Source organism: Brevundimonas sp. FV1ye7S, from assembly GCF_058680995.1.
Map to the genome: position 1 here is coordinate 1,566,655 of NZ_CM178726.1, position 16,375 is coordinate 1,583,029.

At 69.7% G+C, this 16,375-nt stretch carries 15 protein-coding genes; 11 read left to right on the plus strand and 4 right to left on the minus strand.

The window, feature by feature from the left end; genetic code table 11:
* Positions 1 to 56: 56 nt before the first annotated feature.
* Genes ACW18C_RS07455 through ACW18C_RS07505 form a run of 11 tightly spaced genes read left to right on the plus strand, consistent with a single transcriptional unit; the run spans position 57 to position 10,179 of the window.
* Positions 57 to 854 carry a type II secretion system protein N gene (locus ACW18C_RS07455; RefSeq protein ID WP_492073777.1) on the plus strand — a complete coding sequence of 266 codons (798 nt, stop codon included), beginning with the start codon at positions 57 to 59 and terminating at the stop codon, positions 852 to 854.
* Positions 851 to 3,007: a type II secretion system secretin GspD gene (gene gspD / locus ACW18C_RS07460; RefSeq protein ID WP_492073779.1), complete on the plus strand. Its 2,157-nt coding sequence runs from the start codon at positions 851 to 853 to the stop codon at positions 3,005 to 3,007. The genes ACW18C_RS07455 and gspD overlap by 4 nt, the downstream gene beginning before the upstream one ends.
* Before the next feature lie 4 nt (positions 3,008 to 3,011).
* Positions 3,012 to 4,508, plus strand: coding sequence for a type II secretion system ATPase GspE (gene gspE, locus ACW18C_RS07465; RefSeq protein ID WP_492073781.1), 1,497 nt, complete (start codon positions 3,012 to 3,014; stop codon positions 4,506 to 4,508).
* The gene (gspF, locus tag ACW18C_RS07470) at positions 4,508 to 5,725 is read left to right on the plus strand and encodes a type II secretion system inner membrane protein GspF (protein ID WP_492073783.1); all 1,218 of its coding nucleotides are present in this window, start codon (positions 4,508 to 4,510) and stop codon (positions 5,723 to 5,725) included. The genes gspE and gspF overlap by 1 nt, the downstream gene beginning before the upstream one ends.
* Positions 5,726 to 5,738: 13 nt before the next feature.
* Positions 5,739 to 6,188, plus strand: coding sequence for a type II secretion system major pseudopilin GspG (gspG, locus tag ACW18C_RS07475; protein WP_008263479.1), 450 nt, complete (start codon positions 5,739 to 5,741; stop codon positions 6,186 to 6,188).
* Complete coding sequence (locus tag ACW18C_RS07480; protein ID WP_081836253.1) at positions 6,157 to 6,621, plus strand: GspH/FimT family pseudopilin; 465 nt, start codon at positions 6,157 to 6,159, stop codon at positions 6,619 to 6,621. Before gspG ends, ACW18C_RS07480 begins: the two co-directional genes overlap by 32 nt.
* Positions 6,614 to 7,021, plus strand: coding sequence for a type II secretion system minor pseudopilin GspI (gene gspI / locus ACW18C_RS07485; protein ID WP_492073785.1), 408 nt, complete (start codon positions 6,614 to 6,616; stop codon positions 7,019 to 7,021). Before ACW18C_RS07480 ends, gspI begins: the two co-directional genes overlap by 8 nt.
* Positions 7,018 to 7,629, plus strand: coding sequence for a type II secretion system minor pseudopilin GspJ (gspJ, locus tag ACW18C_RS07490; RefSeq protein WP_372704637.1), 612 nt, complete (start codon positions 7,018 to 7,020; stop codon positions 7,627 to 7,629). Before gspI ends, gspJ begins: the two co-directional genes overlap by 4 nt.
* A gap of 26 nt (positions 7,630 to 7,655) precedes the next feature.
* A complete protein-coding gene (gspK, locus tag ACW18C_RS07495; protein WP_492073786.1) occupies positions 7,656 to 8,612 on the plus strand; it encodes a type II secretion system minor pseudopilin GspK in 957 nt (318 codons plus the stop codon).
* Complete coding sequence (gspL, locus tag ACW18C_RS07500) at positions 8,609 to 9,709, plus strand: type II secretion system protein GspL (protein WP_492073787.1); 1,101 nt, start codon at positions 8,609 to 8,611, stop codon at positions 9,707 to 9,709. The genes gspK and gspL overlap by 4 nt, the downstream gene beginning before the upstream one ends.
* Positions 9,706 to 10,179, plus strand: coding sequence for a type II secretion system protein M (locus ACW18C_RS07505; RefSeq protein WP_426025286.1), 474 nt, complete (start codon positions 9,706 to 9,708; stop codon positions 10,177 to 10,179). Before gspL ends, ACW18C_RS07505 begins: the two co-directional genes overlap by 4 nt.
* A 7-nt stretch (positions 10,180 to 10,186) precedes the next feature.
* Here ACW18C_RS07505 and ACW18C_RS07510 read toward each other — a convergent pair whose 3' ends face one another.
* The 4 genes from ACW18C_RS07510 to ACW18C_RS07525 all read right to left on the minus strand — a co-directional run bounded on the left by ACW18C_RS07510 (position 10,187) and on the right by ACW18C_RS07525 (position 16,372).
* Positions 10,187 to 10,954, minus strand: a complete 768-nt coding sequence (locus ACW18C_RS07510; protein WP_492073789.1) for an acid phosphatase — start codon at positions 10,952 to 10,954, stop codon at positions 10,187 to 10,189.
* 30 nt (positions 10,955 to 10,984) lie between these two features.
* The gene (locus tag ACW18C_RS07515; protein WP_492073791.1) at positions 10,985 to 12,571 is read right to left on the minus strand and encodes an alkaline phosphatase D family protein; all 1,587 of its coding nucleotides are present in this window, start codon (positions 12,569 to 12,571) and stop codon (positions 10,985 to 10,987) included.
* 68 nt (positions 12,572 to 12,639) lie between these two features.
* The gene (locus tag ACW18C_RS07520) at positions 12,640 to 14,844 is read right to left on the minus strand and encodes a TonB-dependent receptor (RefSeq protein WP_492073793.1); all 2,205 of its coding nucleotides are present in this window, start codon (positions 14,842 to 14,844) and stop codon (positions 12,640 to 12,642) included.
* Between the two features lie 274 nt (positions 14,845 to 15,118).
* Positions 15,119 to 16,372, minus strand: coding sequence for a TetR/AcrR family transcriptional regulator (locus ACW18C_RS07525; protein ID WP_492073795.1), 1,254 nt, complete (start codon positions 16,370 to 16,372; stop codon positions 15,119 to 15,121).
* Between the last annotated feature and the right edge of the window lie 3 nt (positions 16,373 to 16,375).

Here is a 16,375-nt window from a genome sequence, read left to right on the forward strand (position 1 = left end):
ATGGCGTCGTGATCGCGGCTATCCGTAGTTTTAACGTCTCTTCGGTGGCCGACCGTATGCGTCGTCTGCCGCTGCGTCGCATCGTCGAGGTCGTGCTGATCCTGCTGCTGCTGGTTCAGACGGGGCGGCTTGTCTGGCTGTTCGCAGGGCCTCAACCGAAGCCCCAACCGGCCGGCGCCACGGCCCCGGCGGGGCCGGTGGACATGAGTATTCTGTCGCGTTTCGACGCCTTCTTCCGCACAGGCGGGCAGGGCGCCCTGGCCGGCGCCTCGGGCGCGGACGCCAGCCAGATGCGGCTGTTCGGCGTGCGCACGGGCGGCGCGGGCGGCGGATCGGCCATCATCGGTCTTGCGGACGGGCGTCAACTGTCTGTCGGCGTCGGCGAGGAGGTCGAGCCCGGCCTGGTCTTGCAGTCTGTCGGGTCGGATTTCGTCACCCTGGCGCGGGGCCAGTCCCTGAGCCGTCTGGAATTCGCCGACACGCCCGCCGGCGCCGCCGCGCCGCCCCCGCCGCCGTCGACGCCTCAGGTGGTGGCTCCGCCGGCCGCCGCGCCCGCCTCGTCTCAGGGCGCGGTTGTCGATCCCCAGCGGCTGATGGCCCAGGCCGCGCTGCAGCCCCGGATCCAAGGTCTGGGCGTCAACGGCTTCACCGTCTCGTCGGCCGGCAATGCGTCCGAGCTGCGCAGCGCGGGACTTCAGTCCGGCGACGTCATCCTGTCCGTCAATGGCGTGGCGCTGAACAGCCCTCAGGCCATCGGCGCCCTGCGCGGCCAACTGGCCAGCGCCCCGTCCGCCGACATCCAATATGAGCGCGCGGGCGAGACGCGCACCACCACCATAAGGACGCGTCCATGACCGCCTCTCTGCGCAATCGCCTGAAGCGTTCCGGCGTCGGCGCCCTCGCCGCCGTCCTGGCCCTGCAGGCCCCCCTGGCCGCCGCGCCCGTCCTGGCCCAGGAGGCGCGCCAGACCCTGAACGTCCAGGGCGCCGACATCCGCGCCTTCATTCAGGACGTGGCCCGCACCACCGGCCGCACCTTCATCGTCGATCCGGCCGTGACCGGGACGGTGACGGTGACCAGCGACCGGCCGCTGGGCCGCGCCCAGATGTTCGAGGTCTTCCTGTCCACCCTGCGGGCCAACGGCCTGGTCGTCACCCCGACCCAGTCGGGCGCCTATCGGATCAGCCCGGCCCAGGGCGCGGCCCAGGGGCCGTCGACGGTCGGGGCCGAGCGGTTCTCGACCGAGGTCTTCCAGCTGCGCAACATCGACGCGGCCTCGGCCGCCGAGACGATCCGGCCGCTGGTCGGGGCCCAGGGCCAGGTCCTGGCCAATCCCGGCGCCAACAGCGTGGTGGTGGCCGACTTTTCGGACAATCTGGCCCGTATCCGCTCCCTGATCGGCCGGATCGACGTGGACCGGTCCAGCTATGAGGTGGTGGCGCTGGAAAACGCCTCGGCGCGCGAGATCGCCGGGGTGTTGCAGCAGGTGATGGCGGCGCCGAGCGGCGGCGGGCAGGGGATGGTCACCGTCACGGCGGTGGAAAGCTCGAACTCCATCGTCCTGCGCGGCGACGGCCAGGCCCTGGCCCGCGTGCGCGGCCTGATCCACGATCTGGACGGCCGTTCGCGCGCCAGCCAGGACGTGAACGTCGTCTTCCTGGAACACGCCAACGCCGAGCAGCTTCTGCCGGTGCTGCAGCAGGTGGTGGGCCAGCCGGTCACAGCCTCGACGGGCGCGAGCCGGGGCTTGCGCACCGCCCCGACCGGATCGACGAACGGCGCGTCGAGCGGCCTGTCGCGCGCCGCCTCCAGCCTGGGCGGAGCGGACGCGGGCGGCGGCGCCATCGGGTCGTCCACTGTCACCGCCACTGGCCAGCGCGCCACCATCGCCCGCTTCCCCGGCGCCAACGCCCTGGTCATCGCCGGGCCGGCCGACATGCAGCGGACCCTGGCCGACGTCATCCGGCGGCTGGACGTGCGCCGCCAACAGGTGCTGATTGAGGCCATTGTGGTCGAGCTGAGCGACAACGCGGTGCGCGAGCTGGGCGTCCAGTGGCTGTACGGCGGCGAGAACGGCGTCGGTCTGACCAACTACACCGCCAACGCCACCCCGCTGGTGAACATGGCCGGCGGCGCCTATGCCGGGCAGCTGGACAAGGACGATCCGCTGCGGGAACAGCTGCAAACCCTGGCCCTGAACAGTCTGGTGGGCGCCAACGGCTTTATCGGCGGCGCCGGGGTCGAGGTCGGCGACGGCCTGTTCGGCTTCATCATCAATGCGGCCAAGACCGACAAGGGCTCCAACCTGCTCCAGACCCCGTCGATCATGACGCTGGACAACGAAGAAGCCACCTTCCTGGTCGGACAGGAGGTGCCGATCACGACCGGCCAGACCCTGCTGGACGGCAATTCCAACCCCTTCACCACGACCGACCGCAAGGACATCGGCGTGCGGCTGACGGTCAAGCCGCAGATCAACGCCGGCGGCTCCATCACCCTGACCCTACGCCAGGAGGTGTCGGCGATCAACGGCGGGCTGACCCGTGGCGCGACAGACCTGGTGCTGGACAAGCGCGAGCTGCAGACGACCCTGGTGGTCGATGACGGCGACATCGCGGTCGCTGGCGGCCTGCTGGACCAGAACGACATCATCTCGACCGACAAGATCCCCGGCCTGGGCGACCTGCCGGGCGTCGGCGCCCTGTTCCGGTCGAACAGCCGTCAGCGCGGGCGGACCAATCTGATGGTCTTCCTGCGTCCCACCATCGTCCGCACCCGCGAGGAGGCTCAAGGGGTGGCCGCCGATCGCTGGGGCTACATGCGCGACCAGCAGCAGGCGGTGCAGCCGGATCGCGAGCCCAGCCTGGACGCCCTGGTGCGGGACTATATGCGGACCCAGGCGCCGGCCGCCCCGGCGACGGGCCAGCCGATGGTGATCGCCCCGACTGGCGTGACCGCCCCCGTGGCCCCGGTCGAGGCCGCGCCCCTGCCGCCGACCGGGAACTGATCCCATGATCACCCTGGTCAGCCCCAGCCTGCCCTATGGATTCGCCAAACGACACGGCGTCCTGCTGCTGGACGCCGGCGAGGTGGCGCGGGTGGGCCTGCGCGAGGGCGCGGACCCGAAGGGGCTGATCGAGGCGCGAAGGGTGCTGGGCCGGCCCCTGGTCGTCGAGCCGCTGGCCCAGGCGGCCTTCGACCGCCAATTGTCCGAGGTCTATGCCGGCGATCATCTGGCGGCGACCGACGGCGACGATCTGGACATGCCGGCCGGACTGGACAGTCTGATCGACGACATCCCCGCGGCGGCCGATCTGCTGGACACAGCCGACGACGCGCCGGTGATCCGGCTGATCAACGGGATCATCGCCGAGGCGGTGCGGACGGGTGCGTCCGACATCCACCTGGAGACCTATGAGAGCGCGCTGCTGGTGCGGATGCGGATCGACGGGGTGCTGCGCGAGGCCCTGAGCCTGAACCCGCGCATCGCCCCGCTGCTGGTGTCGCGCATCAAGGTCATGGCGCGGCTCGACATCGCCGAGAAGCGCGTGCCGCAGGACGGGCGCATCCCCCTGGCCTTGGGCGGCAAGACGCTGGACGTGCGGGTCTCGACCCTGCCGTCGCGCGGCGGCGAGCGGGTGGTGATGCGGATTCTGGACAAGGATCAGGCGGGCCTGACCCTGGACCGTCTGGGCATGGCGCCCGACGCCCTGGCCGCCTTCCGCGCCGCCCTGGCCGAGCCGAACGGCATCATCCTGGTCACCGGGCCGACCGGCTCGGGAAAGACCACCAGCCTGTACGCCGGCCTGGCCCTGCTGAACGACCAGACGCGCAACATCCTGACGGTCGAGGATCCGGTCGAATACGCCATCGACGGCGTGGGCCAGACCCAGGTCAACACCAAGGTCGGCATGACCTTCGCGGCGGGTCTGCGCGCCATCCTGCGCCAGGACCCGGACGTGGTCATGGTGGGCGAAATCCGTGACGTGGAGACGGCGGGGGTCGCGGTCCAGGCCGCCCTGACCGGCCACCTTGTGCTGTCCACCGTCCACACCAATGACGCGGCGGGGGCGGTGACGCGGCTGCGCGACATGGGGGTGGAGCCCTTCCTGCTGGCCTCGACCCTGAGGCTGATCGTGGCCCAGCGGCTGGTGCGGCGCCTGTGCGACCATTGCCGCACGCCCGAGATCGCCGACAAGAAGACGGCGAAACTGGTCGGCGCCAAGGCGGGTGTGCAGGTCTGGCGCCCGCACGGCTGCGCCCATTGCGGCAATACCGGCTACGTCGGCCGGGTCGGCCTGTACGAGGTGCTGAAGATCGACGACCGCGTGCGGCGTCTGATTGCAGCCGAGGCGGACGAGGACGCCGTGGTCGCCGCCGCCTTCGCCGGGGGCGGAACCCTGACGGAACGCGCCCGCGCCCTGGTGCTGGACGGCGTGACCTCGGTCGAGGAGGCGGTCCGCGTCGCCCGGCAGGAGACCGCGACCGATCCGGCGGAGGCGGCCTGATGGCGGCCTTCGACTATGTGGCCGTCGATGCGGCGGGGCGGACGGTGTCCGGCGCCGTCACCGCTTCGGACGAGGCGGCGGCGCGCGGCTGGCTGACCAAGCGCCGGCTGATGCCGCTGGAGCTGACGCCGGCCCGGATCGCGCCGCGTGCCGAGCGGACGAGCGGCGCCGGCCGGGGCGACCGCCTGAACGCCAAGACCCTGGCCCTGACGACGCGCCAGCTGGCGACGCTGATTTCGGTCTCGCCGATCGAAGAGGCCCTGCGCACCCTGGCGCTTCAGGCCGATCGGCCGGTGGTGCGGCGGGTGCTGGAAGGCGTGCATGCAGGGGTCATGGAGGGGCGTCGCCTGTCCGACGCCATGGCCTTGCAGGGCCAGGCCTTTCCGCCCCTGTACCGGGCCATGGTCTCGGCCGGGGAACAGTCGGGCGCGCTTCAGCCGATCCTGGAACGTCTGGCCGACGGGCTGGAGCGGGACCAGCAGGTGCGCGGCAAGGTGATCACCGCCGTGGTCTATCCCAGCGTCCTGGCCGTGGTCGCCCTGGGCGTGATCGCCATTCTGATGACCTTCGTCGTGCCCAAGGTGGTCGATCAGTTCGAGAGCATGAACCAGACCCTGCCGCTGCTGACGCGGCTGGTGATCGGCGTGTCGGATCTGATGCGGAACTGGGGCTGGCTGTTCCTGCTGCTGCTGGCCGGGCTGATCGTCGCGGGCGTGGTCGCGCGACGCCGACCCGAAATCCGCCTGCGGATCGACCAGACGATGCTGAGGCTGCCGGTCATCGGCCGTCTGACGCGGGACCTGCATGGGGCCAGAATGGCGCGCACCCTGTCGACCATGATCGCCGCGGGCCTGCCGGTGCTGGAGGGCCTGACCATCACCGCCCGCACCGTGTCCAACATGGCCCTGCGTCAGGCGACGGAATCCATGGGCGAGGCGGTGCGCGAGGGCGGGGGCCTGTCGGCCGCCATGCGCCGCGCCGACGTCTTCCCTCCGCTGCTGGTCTATATGACCGCCTCGGGCGAGAGCAGCGGACGGCTGGAGCCGATGCTGGAACGGGCCGCCGACTATCTGGAACGTGAGTTCGCGACCTTCACCGCCGTGATGCTGAGCCTGCTGGAGCCGGCCATCATCGTGGTCATGGGCGGGGTCGTGGCGATGATCGTCCTGTCGATCCTGCTGCCCATACTTCAGATCAACACCCTGGCGATGGGGTGAGGAGAGTTTAGTGATGACGTCAGAAAATCAGAACAAGCGTAAGAAGCGTCAGGGTTTCACCCTGGTCGAACTGATGGTGGTCATCGTCATCATCGGCCTGCTGGCGACCGTGGTGGCGCTGAATGTCCTGCCCAGCCAGGACCGGGCCATGGTCGGCAAGGCCAAGGCGGACATCTCGGTTCTGGAGCAGGCGATCGAGACCTATCGCCTGGACAATCTGAACTTCCCCACCGACCAGCAGGGGCTCGAGGCCCTGGTGTCCGCGCCGGCCGGCCTGGCCCAGCCGGAACGCTATCGCCAGGGCGGCTATGTGCGTCGCCTGCCCGAAGATCCGTGGGGCAACCCCTACCGCTATCGTCGCCAGAGCGCGCACGGCCAGCAGTTCGACGTCTTCTCCCTGGGGGCGGACGGCAAGGAAGGGGGCGAGGGCAATGACGCGGACCTCGGCAACTGGCAGGGCTAGGCTTCAGCGTCGCCGTTCTGGATTCACCCTGGTCGAGCTGATGGTCACGGTGGCCGTCATCGGATTGGCGGCCGGGGCGGTCGCCCTGTCCTTGCCCGATCCCCGCCCCGCCGTGGGTCTGGAGGCGGAGCAGTTCGCCGCCCGGCTGTCGCGCGCCCGCGAGGAGGCGATCCTGACCAATCGGCCGGTGGCGGCGGATGCGGACACCGCCGGCTACGCCTTTTCCAGTTTCGACGGCGCCGTCTGGACGCCGCTGAACGGCGTCTTCATCGCCCGCACCTGGGGCGAGGGCGTCGCGGCGCCGGCGGATCCTGTACGCATCGTCTTCGATCCCACCGGCGTGGCCGACCCTGCCCGCGTCCGCCTGACCCGCGACAACCAGTCCCGCACCGTCACGGTCGACGGCGCGGGCGAGGTGTCGATCCATGATTGATTCCGCTCCAGCGGCGCGTGGTCGTCCGGCCGGCGGCAGGGCTCGACAGGTCCGCGCCGGGTTTACGCTGATCGAAATGCTGGTGGCCCTGGCGGTGTTCGCCCTGGCGGCCATGGCCCTGTTGAACCTGTCAGGCGAGAGCACCCGCTCCGCCGTGCGCGTCGAGGCGCGCACCCTGGGCGGTCTGGTGGCCGAGAATGTCGCGGCCGAGGCCATGATCGCGCCCAGCCTGCCGGTGGGCGAAGTCAGCGGCGAAACCCAGATGGCCGGCCGCGTCTGGCGCTGGCGTCGCGTCGTCACCGGGACCGAAGTCGCAGGCATGGGCCGGATTGACGTGCGGGTCTTCACCGACGAGGGCCAGGTGGCCGACCGCGTCCTGTTCCGGGCGGCCGGGGCATGAGGGCGCCGCGCACGAAGTCACGGGAGGGGCGGGCGGGGTTCACCCTGGTCGAGGTCCTGGTCTCGCTGGCCATCTTCGCCCTGCTGGCCGGGGCCGGCGCCCTGGTGCTGAGCCAGACCATCGACGCCAAATTCGCCATCCGCGCCGAGACCGACCGCATCGGCGATCTGCAACGGACGCGCGCCCTGCTGAAGGCCGATCTGGCCCAGGCGTCGCCGCGTCGCACGCGCGGCCCGACCGGCCGGCCCCTGCCGCGCGCCCTGATGGGGCAGGAGACGCCCGGCGATCCTATTCTGGTCCTGGTTCGCAACGGGTGGTCCAATCCGGGCGCGGCGCCGCGCCCGTCGCTGCAAAGGGTCGAATACCGGGTGGTCGAGGGGCGGCTGGAGCGGCGCGTCTCTCCCTATCTGGACGGCGCCCGCGCGGGGCCGCCCCAGGTGTTGTACCGCGGCGTCAAGGATGCGACCGTCACCTTCATCCAGAACGGGTCCGAGGCGCCGGCCTTCATCTCGACCAGCGACCGGCCGCTGCCGGACGCGGTGCGGATCGTCATGACCCTGGACGGTTTCGGCCGCCTGGATCAACTGTTCCTGGTCGCCGCCGCATGAGACGGCTGCGGGGATCGCGCGAGGGCATGGCCCTGTTGACCGTCCTGCTTCTGGTGGCGGTGATGGCGGTCGTGGCGGTCGCCATTCTGGACGATGTGCGCTTCTCGGTGCGCCGCACCACCAACGCCGAGACCCAGGCCCAGGCCCAGTGGTACGCCGCCGGCGCCGAAAGCCTGGCGCGGCGCCAGATCGCCGACCTGGTCAAGATCGATCCCGCCCGCACCCCGCTGGAGCCGCGCTGGAACGGCCGTGTGCTGGAGTTTCCGGTGGAGGAGGGCGCGATCCGCGCCGTCGTCACGGACGGCCAGGCCTGTTTCAACCTGAACAGCCTGGTCTTCGGCCAGAACGAGGACCTGTTTCCCCGCCCCGAAGCCACGACCCAGTTCGTCGCCCTGGGCGCCGCCCTCGGCTTGTCGCGCGCCCGGATGGCCGCTGCGGCCGCCGCCCTGACCGACTGGATGGACAATGACGCCGAGGCTTCACCCGGCGGGGCCGAGGATGCCCGTTACGCCGGCCTGTCCACGCCGTATCGCACCGGCGGCGTCATCCTGGCGGACGTCAGCGAGATGCGGGCGGTCGCCAATATGGACGACGCCCTGTATCGGCGGCTGCGCCCCTATGTCTGCGCCCTGCCGGCGACCACCCAGACGACGCTGAACATCAACACCCTGAGCCCGGCCGAGGCGCCCCTTCTGGTCATGCTGACGCGCGGCGCCCTGGGGCTTCAGGGCGCGCGCGCCGCCATCGCAGCCCGCCCGGCGCTGGGCTGGTCCAGCGTCGACGCCTTCTGGAGCCAGCCGGCGCTCAAGGGTTTCACGCCCGATGATGAGACGCGCGGGCAAGTCTCGCTGTCGACGCGCTATTTCGATCTTCGGGTCGATATCGACTATGGCGGCGCCCACGCCGTCCGCACCGCCCTGATTCACGCCGCGCCGGACGGCGGCGTGCGTACTGTCATTCGCCGCTGGACCCCTGAAGAATGAGCCAGACCCGTATCGTCATCATCCCCCCGGCGGCCTCGATGCCGGCGCCCTTCCTGACGTTCGACGCCGGGGGACGCGTGCTCCAACGCGGCTCCCTGTTGCTGGAAGACTCGGCCGCGACGCTCGATGTCCGCACGGTGGCGGTCGCTCCCGGCGCCGATGTCCTGGTGCGGTGGCTGGACCTGCCGGTCGGCGGGACGGCCCAGGTGCGGGCGGCGGCGCGCTGGGCGTTGAAGGACGATCTGGCCGGCGATCCCGAGCGTACGGTCGTGGCCCTGGGGCCGGCCGCGGGCGAGGGGCCGCGTCTGGTCGCCGCCGTGGGCGCGGGTCTGCTGGAGGCGTGGATCGACTATCTCGCCGCTCTGGGCGTGACCCCTGTCGCCATAGTGCCCGACTGTCTGATCCTGCCAGCGCCGGCCGACGACGCTCTGAGCGCCGCCGTCTTCGGGGCCGACATGGGGCTGCGCGGCGCGCATTTCGCGGCCACGGTCCAGTCCGATCTGGTCGAGGCGGTGGCGGGCGGGCGCCCCCTGATCCGCATGGACGATCCCGAGACGCTGGAGCGGCTGCTGGCGGCCGCAGCGGCGGCGCCGGCCGTCGATCTGTTGTCGGGCCTGGAGCGCAAACGCGAGGTTCGGGCGGGCGGCTGGCGGCTGGCGGCCGGTTTGGCGGCGGCTCTGGTGGTGTCGCCCCTGATCCTGACCCTCGCCGCCGGCGCGCGCGATCAGGTCGCCGCCGACCGGGCCGAGCGCCGGACCCTGGCCCTGATCACCGAAACCCTGCCCGACGCCGCCCGCGCCAGCGATCCGATGGAGGCGGCGCGTCGCCAGATCGCCGTGGCCCCGCCGCCGGGCGGCCTGGCCTCGGTCAGCGCCGCCCTGTTCGCCGCCGTGGAACAGGTCGAGGGCGCGGAACTGGACAGTCTGAGCGCCGATCCCGGCCAGGGGGTGCGCGCGACCGTCAGCTATCCGGCCTTTTCGGATATGGAGACCTTGAGGACCGCCCTGGCCGCCTCGGGCCTGTCCATGTCCGACGCCTCGACCGTCGAGGACGGCGGGCGGGTGGTCAGTGAAATCATCGTGGGAGGCGCCGCATGAACGGCCTGATGTCTCAAGCCGCCGCCTGGTGGGACGGCCGCACCCTGCGCGAGCAGCGGATGCTGACGGTGATGGGCCTGGCGATCGCCGCCGTTCTGGTCTGGCTGCTGATCGTTCGTCCTGCCTGGGCCTGGCGGGCCGATGCGGCCGAGGCGCGAGCCGTGGCCGAGGCCGATCTGGCCCTGGTTCAGACGGCGACGGGTCGTATGGTGCGGACCGACGCCGCCAGCAGCGACGTCGATGTCGCGGCGGTGGTCGCCGAGGTCGGTTCGATCACCGGGGTGACGCCGGTCATGGGCATGTCGCCGGACGGCGGCCTGGGCTTCAGCCTGACCAATGTCTCCAGCGCGGCGGCCTTCGGCTGGCTGGCGGCCCTGCATGACCGCAAGGTCGAGGCCACGACGCTGAACGTCGTCGAAAACGCCGATGCGACGATCAGCGTCGAGGGCGCGCTGGCGCCCTCGACCTGAAGCCGGATCAGGGCCGGGCGGCGCGCAGGGTCTGGAGTTCGCGCTGGGCCTGGATGAAATCCGCCTGGAAGTCAGGGTCGGCCTTCAGGCTGGCCACCAGGGCGGCGCCGACGATCCGGCCGGCCTCGACGTCGCTGGGGTAGTGGACGCCGCAGATCACCCGGCTGTCGCCATAGGCCAGGCCGCGCGCCAGGATCTCGTCAGCCTTGTCCGGCGCCATTTCCGACAGGACCAGGGCCCAGGCCCAGCCCAGGGCGGCGTGGCCTGACGGATAGGAGCCGCTGGCCGTCAGCCAGGGCTGGGGCGCGATACAGGTGGCCGCCGGTTCGGCGACGAAGGGCCGGGGGCGGCGGACGCCCTTCTTGACCGGGGTCTGGATCGTTTCCAGGTCGCCCAGCATCCGGCCCAGCAGACGGGTCAGGGTCGGCACGCGCTCGGGGTCGAAGGTCACGCCCAGGGCCGGGGCGAAGACACGCGGGGCCGAGGGGGTCTCGATCTCATTGTCCGCCTGGGCCATCGCCCAGCGCGCACTGCCCTCGAGAGCGCGGGTCGAGCGATAGGTCTCGATATCGGCCTGTTCACGCAGGGATCCGGCGGCGGGCGGCGGCGGCAGGAACCGGGCGGCGTTCGGCGCCGCGTCTGCGGACAGATAACCGTGGGGATGATCCTGGAACCCGGTCCAGAGCACTGGCGCCGTGTCAGGCGTCGCGGCGCAGCCGCTCAGGGCCAGACACAGGACCGCTAGGCCGCGACCGGCCGAGGAAAAAAGGGGCATTTAGACTACGCTTATCAGACTGTGGGGAAATCAGGCGGCGACGGCGCCGGGACGGCCGTCCTCGACCACCCAGCTGTTCAGGGTCGAGACCGCCGCATGGGGATCGCGCACGTCGGAGATGGCGCGATAACGGGTGTTCATCCGATCGCGGTCCATGTCGATGGACATATAGCCCCGCACCCGGCTGTCGAAGAATTTGATCTGCGGGTTGTTCGGCATGTTCGCCATCAGGGCGTCATAGGGCGGGCCGGACGACGAGATCGAGGTGCCGACGAATTCGGTCGCCACCGTCGCCGATGACGGATCGGCGCTGACCCGCTTGACGTCATTGGTCCAGAACGAGTGGTAGTCGCCGCTCAGCACCACCGGATTGCGGGGCTTCAGCGTCGCCAGGGCGTCGGTCATCCGGTCGCGGGCGACGGGATAGCCGTCCCAGGTGTCGGTCCAGTAGCGGGTCTCGGCGTCGCCGTTTCCGAACCTCAGCCCCGCCATCACCAGATCCTGGCCCAGGATGTTCCAGCGCGCCTGCGACCGGGCCAGGCCGTCGTACAGCCAGCGTTCCTGTTCGAAGCCCAGGAAGGTGCGGGCCGGGTCCAGCCGGTCGGGGCAGGCGGCGTCGGTGACCACCTGGCCCTTGCCGCCGTTGACGCCGTCGGCGCAGGCCTGTTTCGAGCGGTACTGCCGGCCGTCCAGCATGAAGAACTGGGCCAGCCGGCCATAGCGGACGCCGCGATAGATCGGCATCTGCAGCCGGGCGTCCAGCCGCGTGCGGCGAATGGGCATGGCCTCGTAGAAGGCCTTGTAGCCAGCGGCGCGGCGCAGCAGGAAATCATTGGGCATGACGCCGGGCGTCTTGGACCAGACGCCGGAATAGTCGTCCTGAATCTCGTGGTCGTCCCACACCGCCAGACAGGGGGCGACGGCGTGCAGCCGTTGCAGGTTCGCGTCCGTCCGGTGCAGGGCGTACCGGTTGCGATAACCCGCCAGGGTCGTCGCCTCTTCCAGTCCGTAGGGCCGCACCACATTGGCCGCCTGTGCGCCCGTGCGGGTGTATTCGTAGATATAGTCGCCCAGGAACAGGGTCAGGTCCGGCGCCTCGTCGGCCATATGGCCATAGGCGCTGAAATAGCCCGACTCCCAGTTCGAGCAGGAGGCGACGGCCAGACGTAGGCGGTCGACGTCGGCGTTCGGGGCGGGGGCGGTGCGGGTGCGGCCGACGGGGCTCTGCTGACCCTGGGCGGTGAACCTGTACCAATAGGGCCGGTCGGGGCGCAGACCATCGACCTCGATATGCAGGCTGTGGGCGTCGGTGCGATCCGCCACGGCCTCGCCCGAGGCGACGATGCGGTTGAAGGCCTCGTCCGCCGCCACGTCCCAACGCACGGCGACCGGGCCGCCCATGCCGCCCAGGCCGTCCGGCGCCACCGGATCGACCGCCAGCCGCGTCCACAGGACGAAACCATCGGGGGCCGGATCGCCGCTGGCGACGCCCAGCGGGAAGACATAGGCCCCGCCCGCCTGGGCCTGAGCCCGGCCGAACCGCAAGACCAGGGGCGCGGCGACGAAGCCGCCGAGCAGAAGGCGGCGGTTCATCGGGGGGGCGGACTTCAGCAGCATGGGGGGCTTTCCAACGGGAGCAACGGATCGGGCGGACCGGCCTGAAGCCGATCCGCCCTGTCCTGGTCTTAGAAGTCCATCGACAGACGGACGGCGACCGTGCGGCCCGGTTGCGGCGAAGTGGTCGGGCGTGCCGATCCGTTGAAGCCGTTGCGCGTCTCTTCGTAATAGGTGTTGAAGAGGTTGCGCACCGACAGGCCGACCCGCCAGTTGGCGTTCGCGGGGCCGCCGGTGAAGTTGGCGTTCCACAGCCAGTAGGCTGGAATGATCGACGACGAGCTCGTCGAATACAGATCATCGCGGTAGTTGTAGTTGGTCTCGGCGCGCAGATCCAAACCGGCCATCTGCCAGTCATAGGCGATGGAGCCGCCGTAGTTCATCTTCGGGAAAGGCAGTTTTTCGCCCGCGCGGTCCGTGTAGATGATCACGTCCCACGGGCCGTTGGTCGGGTTGGCCGCAGCCGTGGCCGTCGTGTCGACCGAGTTGTACTCGTCATACTCGCCGTGCTTGTAGCTGATGTTCTGGCTGATGCTGAGCCCGATGATCGGGGTCCACTCAAACTCCAGCTCGGCGCCGTAGATGTGCGACTTGGGCACGTTGTCGATCTTGCCGACCCGGCCGGAGACACGGTCGTACAGGACTGTCTGCACCTGCTGGTTCTTGTAATCGTAGTAGAAGGCCGCGCCGTTCAGCCTCATCGAATGACCGAAGAAGTCGGATTTGACGCCTGACTCATAGGCGATCAGTTCTTCGGGGGCGAAGGGGGTGGCGGAGGTGGCGTTGTAGGTGGTGAAACCGCCGGACTTCACGCCGCGCGCGACGTTCGCATAGAAGAGCGAATTGTCGCTGAGCGCGTACTCAAGCCCCAGCCGGCCGGTCACTTCGGACATGTCGGTGGAATAGGTGACGTCCGCGCCCGGCGTCGCGCTGAGGCGGTAGGTGCCGGGGCTGGTCAGGCTGCGCTCTTCGTATTCGTAACGCAGACCCAGGATCAGGTTCAGGCGATCCGTCGCCTGGAAGCTGTTGTTGGTGAAGACGCCGATCGATTCCACGTCCTGCTTGTAGGGCGTGTGGATGAGGGCGGTGATGCCACGAAACTCCGTATAGAAGCCGCCGTCGTTGCTTTCGTTCGAATAGTGAACGCCCGTCATCCACTTCAAACGGCCGTCATCGTTCGACGCGAGGCGCAGTTCCTGAGAGGCCGCCTTGATGTCGTTGTAGAAATAGACGTCGGACTCGCGCGCGCTGGTGCCGTCCCAGTCATTGTATTCCGAGCGGGTGAAGGACTGGTAGGCCGTGATCGAGGTCAGGTCCGCCCAGCCGAGGTCGGCGACGACCTTGGCGCTCAGGTCCAGGCCCTCATTGTCGCGGCCGGGCTTGTCGCCGACGCTGCGTCCGGAGATGGCGGCCAGTTGCGGCGACAGGGACCAGCCCGTGATCCGCCAGGCGGTGTCGGCCGGAATGGTGACCCCGCCCGCAGTCGTGTAGTCGCCCAAGAGGCGGAAGCCGAGGCCGTCGGACTTGTCGACCTGATAGGTGGCGCTGAGATCGACGGTGACGTCGTCGGTGGCGTCCCAGGTCAGGCGCCCACGCACTGCCGTCTTGTCGAGATCGCCCAGCTTCTGGCCGGTGTCGCGGTTGTACTGCCAGGCCCCGCCCTGTTCGGTGACGAAGGCCAGGCGGCCCAGCAGGCCCTCGGCGATCTGGCCCGAGGCGTAGCCGTCCAGCTTGTAGCGGTCGTAGGAGCCGTATTCAGCGGTGAAGCCGCCCGTGCGGTCAACGGTGGGAGCGTTGGTGATGATGTTGACGGCGCCGCCCGTGGTGTTGCTGCCGTAGAGCGTGCCTTGCGGGCCACGAAGGACTTCGAGGCGGGCGACGTCGAACAGCGCGCCTTGGGTGGTGATCGTATAAGGGTGCGCGACCTCATCCACATAGATGCCGACGGTAGAGGCGTTATTGCTGGAATATTCGCGTGCGCCGACGCCCCGGATACGGAACTGCGGCTGACCGCCGCCGAACTGGCTGTCCACTTCGAGGTTGGGGACTACGTTTTCGAGGTCGTTGACGACCGTGATGTTCTTTTCGTCCAGGTCCTGGCCGTTGACGACGCTTAGCGAGGCGCCGACGTCCTGGCTGGCCTGGGCCCGACGCTGGGCGGTGACGACGATGTCCTCGACCGTCGCCGACGGAGCCGAGGAAGACTGGGCGGCGGCGGGCAGGGCCGCGGCCAGGGCGAGTGCGGCGCTCGAGACGCCGAGGAGCAGACGATGCATTGCACGATCCATTGCGGGCGGCGCGCGCAGGCACCCCCTGCCGCACGGGCCGATCTGTTGATGATGCTGTCGAACAGCTGTTCGGTTCGGCGATTTGACGGGAGCGGCCCCTGGCGATGGGGAGGAAGGCTGGAGCCGCTGGCGTCCCGCAGAAAAACAACTGTTCGACAACGGTTCGGCATTAGGCGCGCCCTGCTAAGCTTTTATGACGCTTGTAGGAAGACTTTCTGTCAGGCAGCGCCCTGGCAACCAGAGGCTGGAAGTAACGCCCGTTCTATGGCTCTTGCTGCGCCACAAGCTGGGTCGCGGCGGTCTTGAGCGTTGCGCCCGACAGCGGAATCCCCGTCGCCGAGGCGACCAGGGCCTGGCCCTTGATCCAGAGCGCGAACCGGGTGGCGGCCAGTCGGGTCAGGTCGAAACGCGCCGGCCAGACCCCGGCGCTGTTGTAGAAGGTGCCGCCGCCCTCCGGTCCGCGCAGCACCATGGCGAGGTCCTGAAGCGGCGGATCGCGGCGGGCCTCCAGACAGATGCTGGCGATCAGGCGGGCGTATCGGGTGTAGAATCCCTCGGCCTGAGGATCGATCGAGACGGTTGGCGTCATGAGCCTTTCCCAGGTCTCGAGCGTGGCCGCGGAAGGGTCCATGTCGGGGCGCCGCCTCGCCAGATAATGGGGCAGGTCGCGGAACACGCTGTGCCACACCGCATCCACGACGAAGCGACGCATGTCCGGCCAATGATAGGCGATGGTGGATGTGGAGGTGCCGGCCACCAGGCTGACCGAGCGATTGGTCACACCGGCGACGCCGCCGGCCAGGATCTGGTCCGCCGCGATGTCGAGCAGTTTGAGCCGCATCGAATCGACCTCCAGTCCCGCAGCCGGCGCCTGGGGCAGAACCAGATGTTCGCGATACCAGAAGGTGGCCGGGGCGGGGCCGTCGTCTCGGCCCAGGGCTCGGTCGACCAGGGCGCCCAGGCCCTCGGCGCTGATGACCTCATAGTCGGTGCGGCCCAGAAGGGCGCCGGCGTAGAATTGTTCGGTGACGAGACAGGCGGTCAGGGGCGCCGCGAAATCGGCGGCGCCGGGGACGGTCGCCAGATAGGTCCGCCAGGCCGCCTCGCGCATCGCCTCCCAGCGTCGCATCAGGTCATGGCGCGCCTCGCCCAGGTCCGTGTCCAGCAGCAGGGCCTCCCAGACCCGAACAAAGCCGGCTTCGGCCGCGGCGCGGAGCCTCAGATAGCGCAGAACAAGGGCGAGCAGGGTGTCGCGGCTCGCCGGCAGACCAGCCACGGCGCCGAAGAAGCGCTGATGAAAAACGGCGTCCGCCTCCAGCGCATGTTCACCGACCGCCAGGACCAGGCCGGACTTGGCGCCGAACAGGTTGACGATGACGGTCGTGCTCTTGCCGACGGCCTGGGCCAGGTCGCGCAGGGTCAGTTTGCGGAAACCCTGAGCGATCACCAGGTCGATGGCCGCCTCGATGATCCGCTGCGCGTCGGTCGATCTGGGTGAGGCTTGTCGCTGAAGCATAGG